This window comes from Pseudomonas sp. Pseusp88 (assembly GCF_047303955.1).
Lineage (GTDB): Bacteria > Pseudomonadota > Gammaproteobacteria > Pseudomonadales > Pseudomonadaceae > Aquipseudomonas.
The window spans coordinates 13,242-27,649 of record NZ_JBGLYM010000004.1 but is presented as its reverse complement, the minus strand read 5'-3'; the positions used below and the strand labels follow the sequence as shown (position 1 = coordinate 27,649).

The following is a 14,408-nucleotide window of genomic DNA, read 5'->3' as shown; positions in this document are numbered from 1 at the left end:
GCCGCTATGACTACGACCCTCATCCCCCTTGTCCCCGTTGCCACAGAGCCTGCCGTGACATGCTCGACCTGTGCGGCCTGCTGCTGCCAGCTTGAAGTGATGCTGATCACCGACACCGGCGTGCCTGATCGCTTTATCGACGTGGATGAATGGGGCGGCGAAGTGATGCTGCGTCTGGACGACGGCTGGTGTGCGGCGCTGGATCGCGACAGCATGCTGTGCACGATCTATGAGCGGCGGCCATTGATCTGCCGCGAGTTCGAAACGGGTTCAGATGAGTGTATGAACGAGCGCCAGGGTATCACCACGGCATATGTGTAGTTGCTCACGAACATGTAGGCCTGGACTAACCAGACAGTCCAGGCACACATGTTCATGAAGCATTGATTACAGCAAGCCAACAGACAGTAACTGCCCGTTCGTTACACTCAAACATCAGAACGGCATGGTGTAGTGCACGGCGTAGCTTTCGATACCGTCGTTAGGCTCTTTGATGCCGGCGTTGGAGTAATGCGTCGCGCGAATGCCGACTTCATGACCACCAGCGAAACGCAGGCCGAAACCAATGCGGTCCTCGAAGTTGAAGGCCGTGCCCAATTCCTTGTCTTCGATACGGTCATTGGAGAACACTGCGACCCCGATGCCTGCCTCGATATAAGGCTTGATCCGGTCACCGGCGAATTCGTAGACCAGTACCGGAGAGAACGACAGGCTGCTGACACTGGAGCGCTTGTCGCCATCCCAATAGGTATAGGCGCCACTCCAGTAGCCGGTCAGGCGCCCTACATCGCTCTGCATCCAGCTCTTGTCCCAATCGAGCTGCACACCCAGCCGATAGGTCATGTCCGACTGACCGGTGGCGCCTACGGAAAACTCAACCCCATCGGCCAACGCCAGTGCACTTTGTCCCACACACGCAGCCGCAATCGCAGCCAAACAAAACAGTCGCTTCATCGGAAACATCCTATGTTCTGAACGCAGTATCACGATTATTTTTTTGAAACAGTCTTGGAGACGACTGTAGAAATCCGCCATCGCCGAATAGTTCAATCGGCAAACGAATTTGTAACAGATTACTTACAGATCAAAGCTTCGCACAGAGTCGGTGCTTTTCCATAGCACCGGAAGAATTTTTCTGAATGCGTCAGTATCGCCGCTACTCCAGAATAATGTTTCACGTGCCGGGCCCCGGGCAAGTAAATCCTGCTGTTGCAGCAAGCGCTGAAGTTGCCGGGCGACGGCGCCGCCAGTGTCGATCAGGCTGATCGAGTCCGGCACCATCTGCCGCAGAAGCGGCTTGAGGAAGGGGTAATGGGTACAGCCGAGGATGATGGTGTCGCAACCTTCGGCCAGCAGCGGCTCGACATAGCTTTGCAACAGCTGACGAATCGCCGGGCTGTGCACGTCGCCAGTTTCGATCAGCTCGACAAGACCGGGGCATGGCTGCGTCACCACTTTTACATCGGTCGCGAAGCGATCAAGCAACGCCGCGAACTTGGCGCTCTTCAAAGTGCCAGTGGTCGCCAGCACACCGACCACGCCACTGCGGGTCGCAGCGGCCGCCGGTTTGACCGCAGGTTCCATGGCCACCAGCGGCCAATCGGGATAACGCAGGCGCAACTCGGCGGCAGCGGCCACGGTTGCAGTATTGCAGGCAATCACCAGGGCCTTGGCGCGTTGCTGATGGAAGAACTCGGCGATGAGCGCGCAACGCTGGCGAATGAACTCGGGGCTTTTTTCGCCGTAGGGAATGTGTCCGCAGTCGGCGACATACAGCAGCGACTCATTGGGCAGCAGGCGGTTGATCTCACCCAGTACCGACAGGCCGCCGACACCGGAATCGAACACAGCAACCGGCGCGTCACTGGCTTTGGTCATGGCTGCCCTGATGATGAATGGTCTGGCATACGCTGCATTTCGGGTCGCGGCGCACTTTCAGTTCACGGAATCGCGTAGTCAGGGCATCGATCAGCAGCAGACGGCCGACCAGGGTCTCACCGAAGCCCGCCAGCAGCTTGAGCGCTTCCAGCGCTTGCAGGCTGCCGACCAGCCCCACCAGCGGGCCAACGACTCCGGCTTCGCTGCACGTCAGCTCGGCCTCGCTGCCATGCCCATACAGGCAGTGGTAGCAGGGGCTGTCTTCACGGCGCGGGTCGAACACCGACAGTTGCCCTTCCAGGCGAATCGCCGCGCCGCTGACCAGCGGCTTGCGCGCTACGACACAGGCGGCATTTACGGCTTCGCGAGTACCGAAGTTGTCCGAGCAATCGAGCACCACGTCCACGGCAGCCACTGCGGTTGCCAGGGAATCGGCATCCAGCGCTGTGGGATGGGGCACCAGGGTGATGTCAGGATTGATCGCATTGAGACGGGCCATGGCCGAATCGACCTTGGTCTGGCCGACGCTGTGGCTGTCGTGCAGGATCTGCCGTTGCAGATTGGTCAGGTCGACCGTATCGAAGTCGGCCAGATGCAGCTCACCCACGCCGGCTGCGGCCAGGTACAGCGCCACGGGCGACCCCAGGCCGCCCAGGCCGATGATCAACGCCCGGCCCTGCTTGAGGCGCAACTGGCCGTCGATATCGATGTGTTGCAGCAGAATCTGGCGGCTGTAGCGCAGCAGCTCGGCGTCAGTCAGCACGGCAGATGCCCGAAGGTAATCCGTTCGTGATCCCCCAGATCGCGCCGGGTCTTCACCCGCTCGAAACCGTGCTGGACCAGCAGGTCACGCACGGCCGCGCCCTGGTCGTAGCCATGCTCGAGCAGCAACCAGCCGTCGCTGTTGAGATGCTGCGGCGCCTGGGCAACGATCTGCCGCAGGTCATCAAGGCCATCCGTGCCCGCCACCAGAGCACTGCTGGGCTCGAAACGCACATCGCCTTCGGCCAGATGCGGATCGCTGCTGGCGATATAGGGCGGGTTACTGATGATCAAGTCGAAGCGCTGCCCTTCCAGAGCACTGAACCACTGGCTTTCCAGCACCGTGACGTTATCCAGATGCAGGCGCTTGCGGTTGCGTTCGGCCAAGGCTACGGCTTCGGGCACGCGGTCCACGGCAGTAACGGTCCACACCGGACGCTCGCTGGCCAGGGCCAGGGCAATGGCACCGCTGCCGGTTCCCAGATCGAGTAACGATACCGTGGCGAAACCCGGCACCAGCTCCAGCGCCGCTTCAACCAGCATCTCGGTCTCGGGTCGCGGAATCAGGGTGTGGGGCGCCACATCCAGGTCCAGCTTCCAGAAACCCTGCTGGCCAAGGATGTACGCCACCGGCTCGCCGGTCAGACGCCGCTTGAGGTATTCGGTGAACGTCTGCGCCGCCTCGGTGCTGACGATGCGCTCAGGCCAGGTGTGCAGGAAACTGCGGGGCTTGCCCAAGGCAGCAGCCAGCAACAATTCGGCATCCAGACGCGCGGTCGGCGAGTCGGGGAGTTCGGCGTTTCTTAACAAACTGGCAATGATGGTCATTTACTCACCCAGAGCCGCGAGTTGGTCAGCCTGATATTCAGCGAGCAACGGTTCTATCACTGCATCGACCCCACCGGCCAGAACTTCATCCAGCGAATACAACGTGAGGTTGACGCGGTGATCCGTGACTCGCCCTTGAGGGAAGTTATAGGTACGAATGCGCTCGGAGCGATCACCCGAGCCCACCAGCAGCTTGCGCTCGCTGGCGATGGCATTGGCAGCGGCGCTGGTCTGCTGATCGTTGAGCTTGGCCGACAACCAGGACATGGCCCGTGCCCGGTTCTTGTGCTGGGAACGTTCTTCCTGGCACTCGACGACGATACCCGACGGCAAGTGAGTAATGCGGATCGCCGAGTCGGTTTTGTTGACGTGCTGGCCACCGGCACCGGACGAACGATAGGTATCCACGCGCAGGTCCGCCGGGTTGATCTCAATGGCCTGTTGCTCATCGGGCTCGGGCAGCACGGCCACGGTACAGGCCGAGGTATGGATACGGCCCTGGGACTCGGTTTCCGGCACGCGCTGCACGCGGTGTGCGCCGGATTCGAACTTGAGCTTGCCATAGACATTCTCGCCTTCGACACGGGCAATGACTTCCTTGAAGCCGCCATGCTCGCCTTCGTTTTCCGAGAGCACTTCCACGCGCCAGCCGCGACGCTCAGCATAACGCGAGTACATGCGGAACAGGTCACCGGAGAAGATCGCCGCCTCGTCACCGCCGGTACCGGCACGGATCTCGAGAAACACGTTGCGCCCGTCGTTGGGATCCTTGGGCAGCAACATGCGTTGCAGGTTGCTTTCCAGCCCGACCAGTTGCTCCTTGGCCTCGCGCACTTCCTCGACGGCCATTTCGCGCATGTCGGGGTCGTTGTCCTTGAGCAGCGCCTGGGCGCCTTCAAGGTCCGCTTGCACCTTGAGCAACTGACGGTAAGCCTCGATCACCGGCTCGACTTCAGCGTACTCACGAGAATAGGCGCGGAATCGGGTCTGGTCGGAAATGACTTCGCCGTCGCCGAGCAACGCGGTCAGTTCCTCGAAACGGTCGCTGAGCACATCCAGCTTATTGAGCAGTGAAGCTTTCATTGCGGGGTTTTATCCGTCGAGCCCTCGTTGAGGGCAAATAATTCCTGGGCCATGGCCAGCGCGTCGAAGCGACCTTCGGCAGACAGTTTCTTCAACTGTACGCTGGGGGCATGCAGCAGTTTGTTGGTCAGGCCGCGAGCCAGTTGCGCCAGTACTTCTTCGGCATTGCCACCGTTGGCCAGGGCACGCTGGGCCTTGGCCAGCTCCTCGTCACGCAGGCGTTCGCTTTGCTGGCGATAGGCGCGCAACACGTCGACGGCGGCCAGTTCGCGCAGGCGCGACATGAACTCATCGGCGCCGACACTGACCATCTCCTCGGCAGCCTGGGCCGCGCCCTGGCGACTCTTGAGGTTTTCGGCTACCACCTCGTGCAGGTCATCGACGCTGTACAGGTAGACGTCATCGAGCTCGCCGACCTCGGGTTCGATGTCCCGGGGCACGGCAATATCGACCATGAAGATCGGTTTGTGCTTGCGCAGCTTCAGTGCGCTTTCCACCGCGCCCTTGCCCAGGATCGGCAACTGGCTGGCGGTGGAGCTGATCACGATGTCGCTGTTGACCAGTTCGGCCGGGATATCCGAGAGCAATACGGCATGGGCACCGAACTCGGCGGCCAACAGGCTGGCACGCTCCAGGGTACGGTTGGCCACCACGATGCGCTTGACCCCCAGGTCATGCAAGTGGCGCGCGACCAGGGTGATGGTCTCGCCGGCACCGATCAGCAACGCCTGGCTGCGTTGCAGGTCGCTGAAAATCTGTTTGGCCAGGCTGACGGCGGCAAAGGCCACGGACACCGGGTTTTCGCCGATGGCGGTATCGGTGCGCACCTGCTTGGCCGCATTGAACGTCGCCTGGAACAGCCGCCCCAGCAACGGGCCGACGGTGCCGGCCTCTCGCGCAACGGCGTAGGCCGACTTCATCTGGCCGAGAATCTGCGGTTCGCCCAACACCAGAGAGTCGAGTCCCGAGGCCACGCGCATCATGTGACGAACTGCCGCATCGTTTTCGTGCACATAGGCACTGGCGCGCAGCTCTTCGAGGTTCAGCTGGTGATAATGGGCCAGCCACGCCAGGATGGAATCGGATTCGAGCTGGTCATGCTCGATGTACAGCTCGCTGCGATTACAGGTCGAAAGGATCGCGGCTTCGCGGCTGTCGGTGATCCGGCAGAGCTGCTGCAACGCTTCAACCAGCTGCTCGGGCGTAAATGCCACGCGCTCGCGGACGTCTACCGAGGCAGTCTTATGGTTGATACCAAGTGCAAGGAAGGCCATTCAAGGTCGCTGATGGTGACGTGAAGCCGACAATTGTCCTACTTCAAAAGGTTCAGAACAACTACCGCTGACTATTGTCCCTATAGAACGGACCGGGAAATGCCATCATTTTGCCCCGCAGAGGGGCTGCAAATGGCGATCCCGTAGTTTTCCAAGCGGCTGTGGGTTTGCTCCCAGCCTTGTGTCATGATGCTCAAACCGCAGGTAAGTCGTCCCTTCTTATATATGAATAGATCCTCCGCGTTACTCCTCGCCCTTGCCCTTCTTGGCGGCTGCCAGAACATGGCCGCCGATTCGCCGTCCGTCCCGGCGCAGCAGGACGCCCCGCCTGCGCCTGCCGCCAAGCCGCAGGTGTATGGCTCGTTCACCCAGGAGACTCTGGTCAGCCTGTTGAGCGCGGAGCTGGCAGGCCAGCGCAATCGCTTCGACCTGGCGCTGGACAACTACGTCACCCAGGCGATCAAGACCCAGGATCCCGGGGTTTCCGAGCGCGCCTACCGCATCGCCGAATACCTGGGCGCCGATCAGGCGGCCCTGGATACCGCGCTGATCTGGTCGCGCAACGATCCGGAAAATCTCGAAGCCCAGCGCGTGGCCGCCATTCAACTGGCCCGTGCCGGTCGCTATGACGACTCGATGCTGTATATGGAAAGGGTCCTGCAAGGTCAGGGCGATACCCATTTCGACTTCCTCGCCCTGTCGGCGGCGGAAACCGATTCCAGTACCCGCAACGGTCTGCTGACCAGTTTCGACCGCCTGCTGGGCAAATACCCGAAAAACGGCCAGTTGATCTTCGGCAAGGCGCTGCTGCTGCAACAGAATGGCGACGCCGACAAAGCCCTCAAGCTGCTGGAAGACAATCCGCCCAAGCCCGGTGAAGTCGCGCCGATCCTGCTCCATGCCCGCCTGCTGCAAGGCCTGGACCGGGGCAAGGAAGCACTGCCGCTGCTGGAAAAAAGCATCAAGAAATACCCGGACGACAAACGCCTGCGCCTGAGCTATGCCCGCGCCCTGGTCGAACAGAACCGCATGGAAGACGCCAAGACCCAGTTCTCGAACCTGGTGCAGCAGTTCCCTGACGATGACGAACTGCGCTTCTCCCTGGCACTGGTGTGCCTGGAAGCCAAGGCATGGGACGAGGCCGCCGGTTACCTGCAGGAACTGGTCGAACGCGGCGCCCATGTCGACTCTGCGCACCTTAATCTGGGGCGCATTTACGAAGAGCGCAACGACCCGCAGCAAGCCCTGGGCGAATATGCCCAGGTCGGCCCGGGTACTGATTACCTGCCTGCCCAGCTGCGCCAGAGTGACATTCTGATGAGCAACGGCAACGCTGCCGAAGCCTCCAAGCGTCTGGCCGAAGCCCGTGAAGCCAACCCTGACTATGCGATCCAGCTGTACCTGGTCGAGGCCGAAACCCAGGTCAACAACAATCAGGGCGAACGGGGCTGGCAGACGCTCAACACCGCGCTCAAGCAGTATCCCGATGACCTGAACCTGCTCTACACCCGCGCCATGCTCGCGGAAAAACGCGACGACCTGGCGCAGACCGAGAAAGACCTGCGGGCGATTCTCAAGCGCGAGCCGGAAAACGCCATGGCCCTCAACGCGCTGGGCTACACCCTGTCCGACCGCACCACGCGCTACGCCGAAGCCAAGGAACTGATCCAGAAGGCCCACGACCTCAATCCGGAAGATCCGGCCGTGCTCGACAGCCTGGGCTGGGTCAACTATCGCCTGGGCAACCTCGACGAAGCCGAACGCCTGCTGCGCCAGGCCCTTGAACGCTTCCCGGACCACGAAGTCGCCGCGCACCTGGGTGAAGTACTGTGGGCCAAAGGTCAGCAGCGCGAAGCCCGCAAGGTGTGGAGCAAGGCCCTCGAACAACAACCTGACAGCCCCGTCCTGCGCAGCACCATCAAGCGCCTGACCGGCTCCGAGACCCTCTGATTTATGTTTTTGCGCCACATTCGCCACGTTATCGCTTTCAGCCTGATCGCCCTGCTCGCCGGTTGTGCGGGGCTTACCTCCCACGAATCCCTGCAAGGCCAGGGCAATCCCGCCCAGTGGAATGCCCACAAGACCCAATTGAGCAGCCTCGACGGCTGGCAGATCAACGGCAAGGTCGGGATCCGCGCACCCAAGGACTCGGGCAGCGGCACGCTGTTCTGGCTGCAACGCCAGGACTACTACGATATTCGCCTGTCCGGCCCGCTGGGCCGCGGCGCTGCCCGCCTGACCGGACGTCCCGGTGCCGTGTCGCTGGAGGTGGCCAACCAGGGCCGCTTCGAAGCCAAGGACCCGGAAACCCTGCTTGAAGAACAACTGGGCTGGAAACTGCCGGTGTCCCATCTGGTCTGGTGGGTTCGCGGCCTTCCCGCGCCGGACACAAAAAGCCGCCTGACCCTCGATGGCGACAGCCGCCTGGCCAGCCTCGAACAGGATGGCTGGCAGGTCGAATACCTCAGCTACGTGGAGCAGAACGGCTATTGGCTGCCCGAGCGTATCAAGTTGCACGGTCAGGATCTCGACGTCACGGTGGTGGTCAAGGACTGGCAGCCACGCAAACTGGGGCAATAAGCATGAGCCAGCCGCGCCTGACCCTGCCCGCCCCGGCCAAGCTCAACCTGATGCTGCACATCCTCGGCCGTCGCCCTGACGGCTATCACGAACTGCAAACCCTGTTTCAGTTTCTCGATTACGGCGACGAACTTTCCTTCGCCGTACGCGAGGACGGCGACATCCGCCTGCAAACCGAAGTCCCCGGCGTACCCCACGACAGCAACCTGATCGTCAAGGCCGCCCGCGCGCTGCAACAACAATCAGGTTGTACGCTCGGCATGGATATCTGGCTGGAAAAACGTCTGCCCATGGGCGGTGGTATCGGTGGCGGCAGTTCCGATGCAGCCACCACCCTGCTGGCGCTCAATCATTTGTGGAAGCTTGCCTGGAGCGAGGATCAGCTCGCCGCTCTGGGCCTGACCCTGGGCGCCGATGTACCGGTTTTCGTCCGTGGCCACGCGGCTTTTGCCGAAGGTGTCGGCGAAATCCTGACCCCGGAAAACCCCGAAGAACCGTGGTATCTGGTGCTTGTACCGCAAGTCTCTGTAAGTACAGCAGAAATTTTTTCAGATCCACTGTTGACACGCGACACACCTCCCATTAAAGTGCGCCCCGTTCCCAAGGGAAACAGTCGAAATGACTGCTTACCGGTTGTAGCAAGGCGTTATCCAGATGTACGTAACGCTTTGAATTTGCTAGGTAAATTTACCGAAGCAAAATTAACCGGAACTGGAAGTTGTGTGTTTGGGGCCTTCCCAAACAAAGCTGAAGCTGATAAAGTCTCGGCCCTTCTTACAGAGACCCTTACAGGGTTTGTAGCAAAGGGAAGCAACGTTTCGATGTTGCATCGCAAGCTGCAAAGTCTGCTCTAAAGGAACCGAGTACTGGGTACTCGTTGCAACAGATACAGGGGCGTCGCCAAGCGGTAAGGCAGCAGGTTTTGATCCTGCCATGCGTTGGTTCGAATCCAGCCGCCCCTGCCATTTTCCTATACTCATCCAGGTATACCCTCAGCCTTCAGGTACTGCGCGTGTCCAAGATGATGGTCTTTACGGGGAACGCCAACCCCGATCTGGCTCGACGTGTCGTACGTCAGCTGCATATTCCTCTCGGTGATATTTCTGTCGGTAAGTTTTCCGACGGCGAAATTACAGCGGAAATCAATGAAAACGTTCGCGGTAAAGACGTCTTCATTATTCAGCCGACTTGCGCTCCGACCAACGATAACCTGATGGAACTCGTCGTGATGGCTGATGCCTTCCGCCGCTCCTCAGCGACTCGAATCACTGCTGTTATTCCTTACTTTGGTTATGCCCGTCAGGATCGCCGTCCGCGTTCCGCACGTGTGGCAATAAGCGCGAAAGTCGTCGCTGACATGCTCACCGTAGTCGGCATCGACCGTGTTCTCACGGTTGATCTGCATGCTGACCAGATTCAGGGCTTCTTCGATATTCCGGTAGATAACATCTACGGCTCCCCGGTTCTGGTGGATGACATCGAAGATCAGCGCTTTGAAAACCTGATGATCGTATCCCCGGATATCGGCGGCGTCGTGCGTGCACGTGCTGTTGCCAAATCCCTGGGCGTCGATCTCGGGATCATCGACAAACGCCGCGAGAAAGCCAATCACTCCGAAGTGATGCATATCATCGGCGACGTCGAAGGGCGTACCTGTATCCTGGTTGATGACATGGTCGATACCGCCGGCACCCTGTGCCACGCGGCCAAGGCCCTGAAAGAGCATGGCGCAGCCAAGGTATTCGCGTATTGCACACACCCTGTACTGTCGGGTCGTGCAATCGAGAACATCGAAAATTCCGTGCTGGACGAACTGGTGGTGACCAACACCATCCCGTTGTCCGCTGCTGCACAAGCCTGTAGCCGTATCCGTCAACTGGATATCGCACCGGTTGTCGCTGAGGCGGTCCGCCGCATCAGCAATGAAGAATCGATCAGCGCGATGTTCCGCTAAGGGCCCTGCCCTTCGCTCATCCCGCTGACGAAAAGCGCCCCGCCCCGACATTCCGTCGGGGCGGGGCTTTTTTGCCCATATCGTCCTGGCGTCGGTCGCAAACGCCAGTCGAATGTGGCTAATTTGGAGATACAACATGAACGAATTTACCCTGAATGCTGAAGTGCGTTCCGACCTGGGGAAAGGTGCGAGCCGCCGCCTGCGTCGTCTCGCAAGCCTGGTTCCAGCTGTAGTCTACGGTGGCGAAAAAGCCCCTGAGTCCATCAGCATGCTGGCCAAAGAAGTTGCCAAACTGCTCGAAAACGAAGCGGCCTACAGCCACATCATCGAGCTGAACATCGGCGGCACCAAGCAAAACGTCGTCATCAAAGCTCTGCAGCGTCACCCGGCCAAAGGCCACGTGCTGCACGCTGACTTCGTCCGCGTTGTTGCTGGTCAGAAACTGACCGCTCACGTTCCATTGCACTTCATCAACGAAGCTGCTCCGATCAAGAAAGGCGGCGAAATTTCGCACGTTGTTGCTGAAGTTGAAGTGACCTGCCTGCCGAAAGATCTGCCTGAGTTCATCGAAGTCGACCTGAACAACGCTGAAATCGGCGACATCGTTCACCTGTCCGACGTCAAGGCCCCTAAAGGCGTTGAGTTCGTTGCACTGGCGCACGGTAACGACCTGGCTGTTGCCAACGTTCACGCTCCACGCGTAGCACCGACCGAAGACGCTGCCGAGTAATTCACTCGCCATTGTCAGAAGTTGCTGAAGAAGGGCCCCTGTCGTGACCGCCATACAACTGATCGTTGGCCTGGGAAATCCAGGCACTGAATACGAACAGACCCGGCATAACGCAGGGGCTCTTTTCGTTGAGCGTATCGCTGCGGCGCAACGAGTCAATCTCGTCGCCGAGCGCAAATTCTTTGGCCTGACCGGGCGCTTCACGCACCAGGGTCAGGATGTTCGTCTGCTGATACCCACCACCTACATGAACCGCAGCGGCCAGGCCGTAGCGGCTCTCGCCGGTTTCTACCGCATCCCGGTAGACGCGATTCTGGTGGCGCATGACGAACTGGACTTGCCTCCGGGCGTTGCCAAGCTCAAGGTTGGCGGCGGCCATGGCGGTCATAACGGGTTGCGCGACATCATTGCGCAGCTCGGCAACCAGAACACCTTCCATCGCTTGCGGCTTGGCATTGGCCACCCGGGCGATGCCAGCAAGGTCTCCGGTTTTGTCCTGGGTCGTGCGCCGCGCGCCGAACAGGAAAAACTGGACGCCAGCATCGACTTTGCCCTCGGCGTGCTGCCGGATATCTTCGCCGGTGAATGGAACCGGGCGATGAAAAACCTGCACAGCCAGAAGGCCTGACACCACTCGAGGGGAAACACCATGGGATTCAATTGCGGCATCGTCGGCCTGCCCAACGTCGGCAAGTCCACCCTGTTCAACGCCCTGACCAAATCCGGTATCGCGGCGGAGAACTTTCCCTTCTGCACCATCGAACCGAACAGCGGCATCGTGCCTATGCCCGACCCGCGCCTGGAAGCCCTGGCCGCGATCGTCAATCCAAAACGCATCCTGCCCACCACCATGGAGTTCGTCGACATCGCCGGCCTCGTGGCGGGCGCGTCGAAGGGTGAAGGCCTGGGCAACAAGTTCCTCGCCAACATTCGCGAGACCGATGCCATCGCCCACGTGGTCCGCTGCTTCGAAGATGACAACGTCATCCACGTCGCCAACAGCGTCGACCCCAAGCGTGATATCGAAATCATCGACCTGGAACTGATCTTCGCCGACCTCGACAGCTGCGAGAAGCAACTGCAGAAAGTGACCCGCAACGCCAAGGGCGGCGACAAGGATGCCGTGGTCCAGAAAGGCCTGCTGGAACAACTGATCAACCACTTCACCGAAGGCAAGCCGGCACGCAGCCTGATGAAGAACATGAGCGCCGACGAGAAGCAGGTCGTCCGTGGCTTCCACCTGCTGACCACCAAGCCGGTCATGTACATCGCCAACGTCGCCGAAGACGGTTTCGAGAACAACCCGCTGCTGGATGTCGTAAAAGCCATCGCCGACGAAGAAGGCGCGATCGTGGTACCGGTCTGCAACAAGATCGAAGCGGAAATCGCCGAGCTTGATGACGGCGAAGAAAAAGACATGTTCCTCGAGGCCCTGGGCCTCGAAGAACCTGGCCTGAACCGCGTGATCCGTGCCGGTTACGAAATGCTCAACCTGCAGACCTACTTCACCGCCGGTGTAGAAGAAGTCCGTGCCTGGACCGTCAAGGTCGGCGCCACCGCACCACAGGCAGCAGGTGTGATCCACACTGACTTCGAAAAAGGCTTCATCCGCGCCGAGTGCATCGCCTACAACGACTTCATCCAGTACAAGGGCGAAGCCGGAACCAAGGAAGCCGGTAAATGGCGCCTGGAAGGCAAGGACTACATCGTCAAGGACGGTGACGTGCTGCACTTCCGCTTTAACGTCTAAGCAGCAGACGCTACCACCCAAGCCCCGCGCTCAACTGCTGAGCCGGGGCTTTTTGCGTTAACCGACAATAGCTTTCGCCGCCTGCGCAAGACGCTGCACAGCGCGCCTAATCTCCTCCTCATTCAATGAAGCAAAGCCCAGGCGCAACGCATTCTCGGGCCGGTCCTCGGGTGAGAACTGCCGCCCGCCGCGCACCACCAGATCAAGTGTCAGGGCCCTCTCGACCAGTTGATCGACATCGATCGATTCAGCAAAGCGTACCCATAGCGCCAGTCCACCTTCCGGCTCCTGCACTGAAATCCGTTCGCCAAACGCCTCATGCAGGCAGCGTTGCAAAGTCTCCCTACGCCGCCGATATTCCTTCGAGACCCGACGCAGATGTTTTGTCAGCTCGCCGTCATTGATCAGATCGGCCAGCATCTGCTGCATGATCGCGTCGCCCTGACCCAGGGTCAGCGCAGCGTTGCGCCCAAGCACTTCAATCAGGTTGGCAGGAGCCACCACATAGCTGCAGCGGAAGGTATTGCCCAGGGACTTGGAGATCGAGCCGATATAGATCACGTGGCGTTGCGTGCTGTCGCTGGCCAATGGCAGGTAGGGCCGCCCGGCGAAGTGATACTCGTGGTCGTAGTCTTCTTCGATCACGCAGAAGTCATGCTGGCGGGCCAACGCCAGTAATTGCTGGCGACGCCCGGCATGCAGGCTGACCGTGGTGGGAAACTGATGGTGCGGCGTGAGGTACATCATGCGTACGTCATGCTCGCGGCACAGCGCGTCGATCTGATCGACCCGGCAGCCTTCGCCATCCATATCCACCGTCACCAGTCGTGCGCCCAGGCGGCGAAATATTTCCCAGGCCGGGGGATAACTCAGGCGTTCCACCAGCACCACGTCACCGGGTTTGAGCACGGCGCTGGCCGCGAGATACAGCGACATTTGTGTGCCCTGGGTCAGGCAGATATGTTCCACGTCCACGGCCAGGCCGCGATTGTTACGCAGCATTTGCGCCAGGGCGCTGCGCAGGGCATGACTGGTGCCTTCGCTGCCGTGGCGCACGGTGTTTGAAGCGAAGGTGTTGCGCAGCGCGTTGCGGTAGTAACGATGCAGCACGGCCTGGGGCAGCAAGCGATGATCGCAGGCGCCATTGTCGAAAAACAGCGCACCGGGCCGGTGCTGCAGCGCCCTCACCCCTTGGCTCTGGGTGAAGTAGGGCACCGCTGGCGCGTCTCGCAACTCAAGGGCAAATGACTGCGCTGCGCCGCGGGCCGTGGTCGCACCAGATGCCAGCTGCGTACTGACGAAAGTCCCCCGGCGCTGCTCGCTGACCAGCCAGCCCTTGGTCACGGCCTCCTCGTAAGCGAGGATCACCGTCTTGCGGTTGACGTCCAGCAACCGCGCCATCTCCCGCGTGCCCGGCAGCAAGGTACCCGGCGCAAGACGCCCCTCGGCAATCGCCGTCACCAACCCTTCGACAATCCGCCGGAAAGACGCCCTGGATTGGCCGTTATCAAGATTGAGCAGCGGTCGCCATTTACGTAACTGGACCATATGAACTATCCAAATCTGGAG

Annotated in this window: 15 protein-coding genes and 1 tRNA gene; 9 read left to right on the top strand and 7 right to left on the bottom strand. The window is 60.3% G+C overall.

The annotated features are described in order from the left end of the window. Positions 1-6 precede the first annotated feature (6 nt). Positions 7-321 (top strand): YkgJ family cysteine cluster protein, encoded by a 315-nt coding sequence (locus tag ACCD02_RS06730; RefSeq protein WP_413299679.1) that lies wholly within the window; start codon positions 7-9, stop codon positions 319-321. 114 nt (positions 322-435) lie between these two features. Here the strand turns inward: ACCD02_RS06730 and ACCD02_RS06725 are convergent, their stop codons facing one another. From ACCD02_RS06725 to hemA, 6 genes are all read right to left on the bottom strand, one after another. Then, on the bottom strand, positions 436-954 hold the full coding sequence (locus tag ACCD02_RS06725; protein WP_259107111.1) for an acyloxyacyl hydrolase: 519 nt from the start codon (positions 952-954) through the stop codon (positions 436-438). 123 nt (positions 955-1,077) lie between these two features. Beyond that, positions 1,078-1,878, bottom strand: coding sequence for a glutamate racemase (gene murI, locus ACCD02_RS06720; protein WP_413299676.1), 801 nt, complete (start codon positions 1,876-1,878; stop codon positions 1,078-1,080). After that, complete coding sequence (locus ACCD02_RS06715; RefSeq protein ID WP_413299674.1) at positions 1,862-2,641, bottom strand: molybdopterin-synthase adenylyltransferase MoeB; 780 nt, start codon at positions 2,639-2,641, stop codon at positions 1,862-1,864. Before ACCD02_RS06715 ends, murI begins: the two co-directional genes overlap by 17 nt. Then, on the bottom strand, positions 2,635-3,468 hold the full coding sequence (gene prmC, locus ACCD02_RS06710) for a peptide chain release factor N(5)-glutamine methyltransferase (RefSeq protein ID WP_413299672.1): 834 nt from the start codon (positions 3,466-3,468) through the stop codon (positions 2,635-2,637). The genes ACCD02_RS06715 and prmC overlap by 7 nt, the downstream gene beginning before the upstream one ends. Beyond that, positions 3,469-4,551, bottom strand: coding sequence for a peptide chain release factor 1 (gene prfA / locus ACCD02_RS06705; protein ID WP_413299670.1), 1,083 nt, complete (start codon positions 4,549-4,551; stop codon positions 3,469-3,471). It lies immediately after the preceding gene. Further along, entirely contained in the window at positions 4,548-5,825 is a 1,278-nt protein-coding gene (gene hemA / locus ACCD02_RS06700; protein WP_413299668.1) for a glutamyl-tRNA reductase, read from the bottom strand. The genes prfA and hemA overlap by 4 nt, the downstream gene beginning before the upstream one ends. 225 nt (positions 5,826-6,050) lie before the next feature. Here hemA and ACCD02_RS06695 point away from each other — a divergent pair, with 225 nt between their 5' ends. The 8 genes from ACCD02_RS06695 (at position 6,051) to ychF (ending at position 12,839) form a co-directional block, all read left to right on the top strand. Then, positions 6,051-7,775, top strand: coding sequence for a tetratricopeptide repeat protein (locus ACCD02_RS06695; protein WP_413299666.1), 1,725 nt, complete (start codon positions 6,051-6,053; stop codon positions 7,773-7,775). A gap of 3 nt (positions 7,776-7,778) precedes the next feature. Continuing rightward, positions 7,779-8,405: a lipoprotein insertase outer membrane protein LolB gene (gene lolB / locus ACCD02_RS06690; RefSeq protein WP_413299664.1), complete on the top strand. Its 627-nt coding sequence runs from the start codon at positions 7,779-7,781 to the stop codon at positions 8,403-8,405. Positions 8,406-8,407: 2 nt separating this feature from the next. Beyond that, on the top strand, positions 8,408-9,259 hold the full coding sequence (gene ispE, locus ACCD02_RS06685) for a 4-(cytidine 5'-diphospho)-2-C-methyl-D-erythritol kinase (protein ID WP_413299662.1): 852 nt from the start codon (positions 8,408-8,410) through the stop codon (positions 9,257-9,259). Between the two features lie 36 nt (positions 9,260-9,295). Then, a tRNA-Gln gene (locus ACCD02_RS06680) sits at positions 9,296-9,370 on the top strand. Between the two features lie 47 nt (positions 9,371-9,417). Further along, positions 9,418-10,359: a ribose-phosphate pyrophosphokinase gene (locus ACCD02_RS06675; protein WP_016971225.1), complete on the top strand. Its 942-nt coding sequence runs from the start codon at positions 9,418-9,420 to the stop codon at positions 10,357-10,359. A gap of 136 nt (positions 10,360-10,495) precedes the next feature. Next, positions 10,496-11,089 carry a 50S ribosomal protein L25/general stress protein Ctc gene (locus tag ACCD02_RS06670; RefSeq protein ID WP_413299659.1) on the top strand — a complete coding sequence of 198 codons (594 nt, stop codon included), beginning with the start codon at positions 10,496-10,498 and terminating at the stop codon, positions 11,087-11,089. A 43-nt stretch (positions 11,090-11,132) separates the two neighbouring features. Further along, positions 11,133-11,717, top strand: coding sequence for an aminoacyl-tRNA hydrolase (pth, locus tag ACCD02_RS06665; protein ID WP_259107059.1), 585 nt, complete (start codon positions 11,133-11,135; stop codon positions 11,715-11,717). A gap of 21 nt (positions 11,718-11,738) precedes the next feature. Continuing rightward, positions 11,739-12,839 carry a redox-regulated ATPase YchF gene (gene ychF, locus ACCD02_RS06660; RefSeq protein ID WP_413299657.1) on the top strand — a complete coding sequence of 367 codons (1,101 nt, stop codon included), beginning with the start codon at positions 11,739-11,741 and terminating at the stop codon, positions 12,837-12,839. A 57-nt stretch (positions 12,840-12,896) separates the two neighbouring features. Here the strand turns inward: ychF and ACCD02_RS06655 are convergent, their stop codons facing one another. Continuing rightward, positions 12,897-14,387: a PLP-dependent aminotransferase family protein gene (locus ACCD02_RS06655; RefSeq protein ID WP_413299655.1), complete on the bottom strand. Its 1,491-nt coding sequence runs from the start codon at positions 14,385-14,387 to the stop codon at positions 12,897-12,899. Positions 14,388-14,408: the final 21 nt, after the last annotated feature.

Bases quoted from the DNA above. Each gene is read 5' to 3' on its own strand.
- prmC (WP_413299672.1), bottom strand. From the start codon at position 3,468: ATGACCATCATTGCCAGTTTGTTAAGAAACGCCGAACTCCCCGACTCG.
- ACCD02_RS06730 (WP_413299679.1), top strand. From the start codon at position 7: ATGACTACGACCCTCATCCCCCTTGTCCCCGTTGCCACAGAGCCTGCC.
- ispE (WP_413299662.1), top strand. From the start codon at position 8,408: ATGAGCCAGCCGCGCCTGACCCTGCCCGCCCCGGCCAAGCTCAACCTG.
- ACCD02_RS06655 (WP_413299655.1), bottom strand. From the start codon at position 14,387: ATGGTCCAGTTACGTAAATGGCGACCGCTGCTCAATCTTGATAACGGC.
- prfA (WP_413299670.1), bottom strand. From the start codon at position 4,551: ATGAAAGCTTCACTGCTCAATAAGCTGGATGTGCTCAGCGACCGTTTC.
- ychF (WP_413299657.1), top strand. From the start codon at position 11,739: ATGGGATTCAATTGCGGCATCGTCGGCCTGCCCAACGTCGGCAAGTCC.
- lolB (WP_413299664.1), top strand. From the start codon at position 7,779: ATGTTTTTGCGCCACATTCGCCACGTTATCGCTTTCAGCCTGATCGCC.
- murI (WP_413299676.1), bottom strand. From the start codon at position 1,878: ATGACCAAAGCCAGTGACGCGCCGGTTGCTGTGTTCGATTCCGGTGTC.
- ACCD02_RS06695 (WP_413299666.1), top strand. From the start codon at position 6,051: ATGAATAGATCCTCCGCGTTACTCCTCGCCCTTGCCCTTCTTGGCGGC.
- ACCD02_RS06670 (WP_413299659.1), top strand. From the start codon at position 10,496: ATGAACGAATTTACCCTGAATGCTGAAGTGCGTTCCGACCTGGGGAAA.
- ACCD02_RS06725 (WP_259107111.1), bottom strand. From the start codon at position 954: ATGAAGCGACTGTTTTGTTTGGCTGCGATTGCGGCTGCGTGTGTGGGA.
- hemA (WP_413299668.1), bottom strand. From the start codon at position 5,825: ATGGCCTTCCTTGCACTTGGTATCAACCATAAGACTGCCTCGGTAGAC.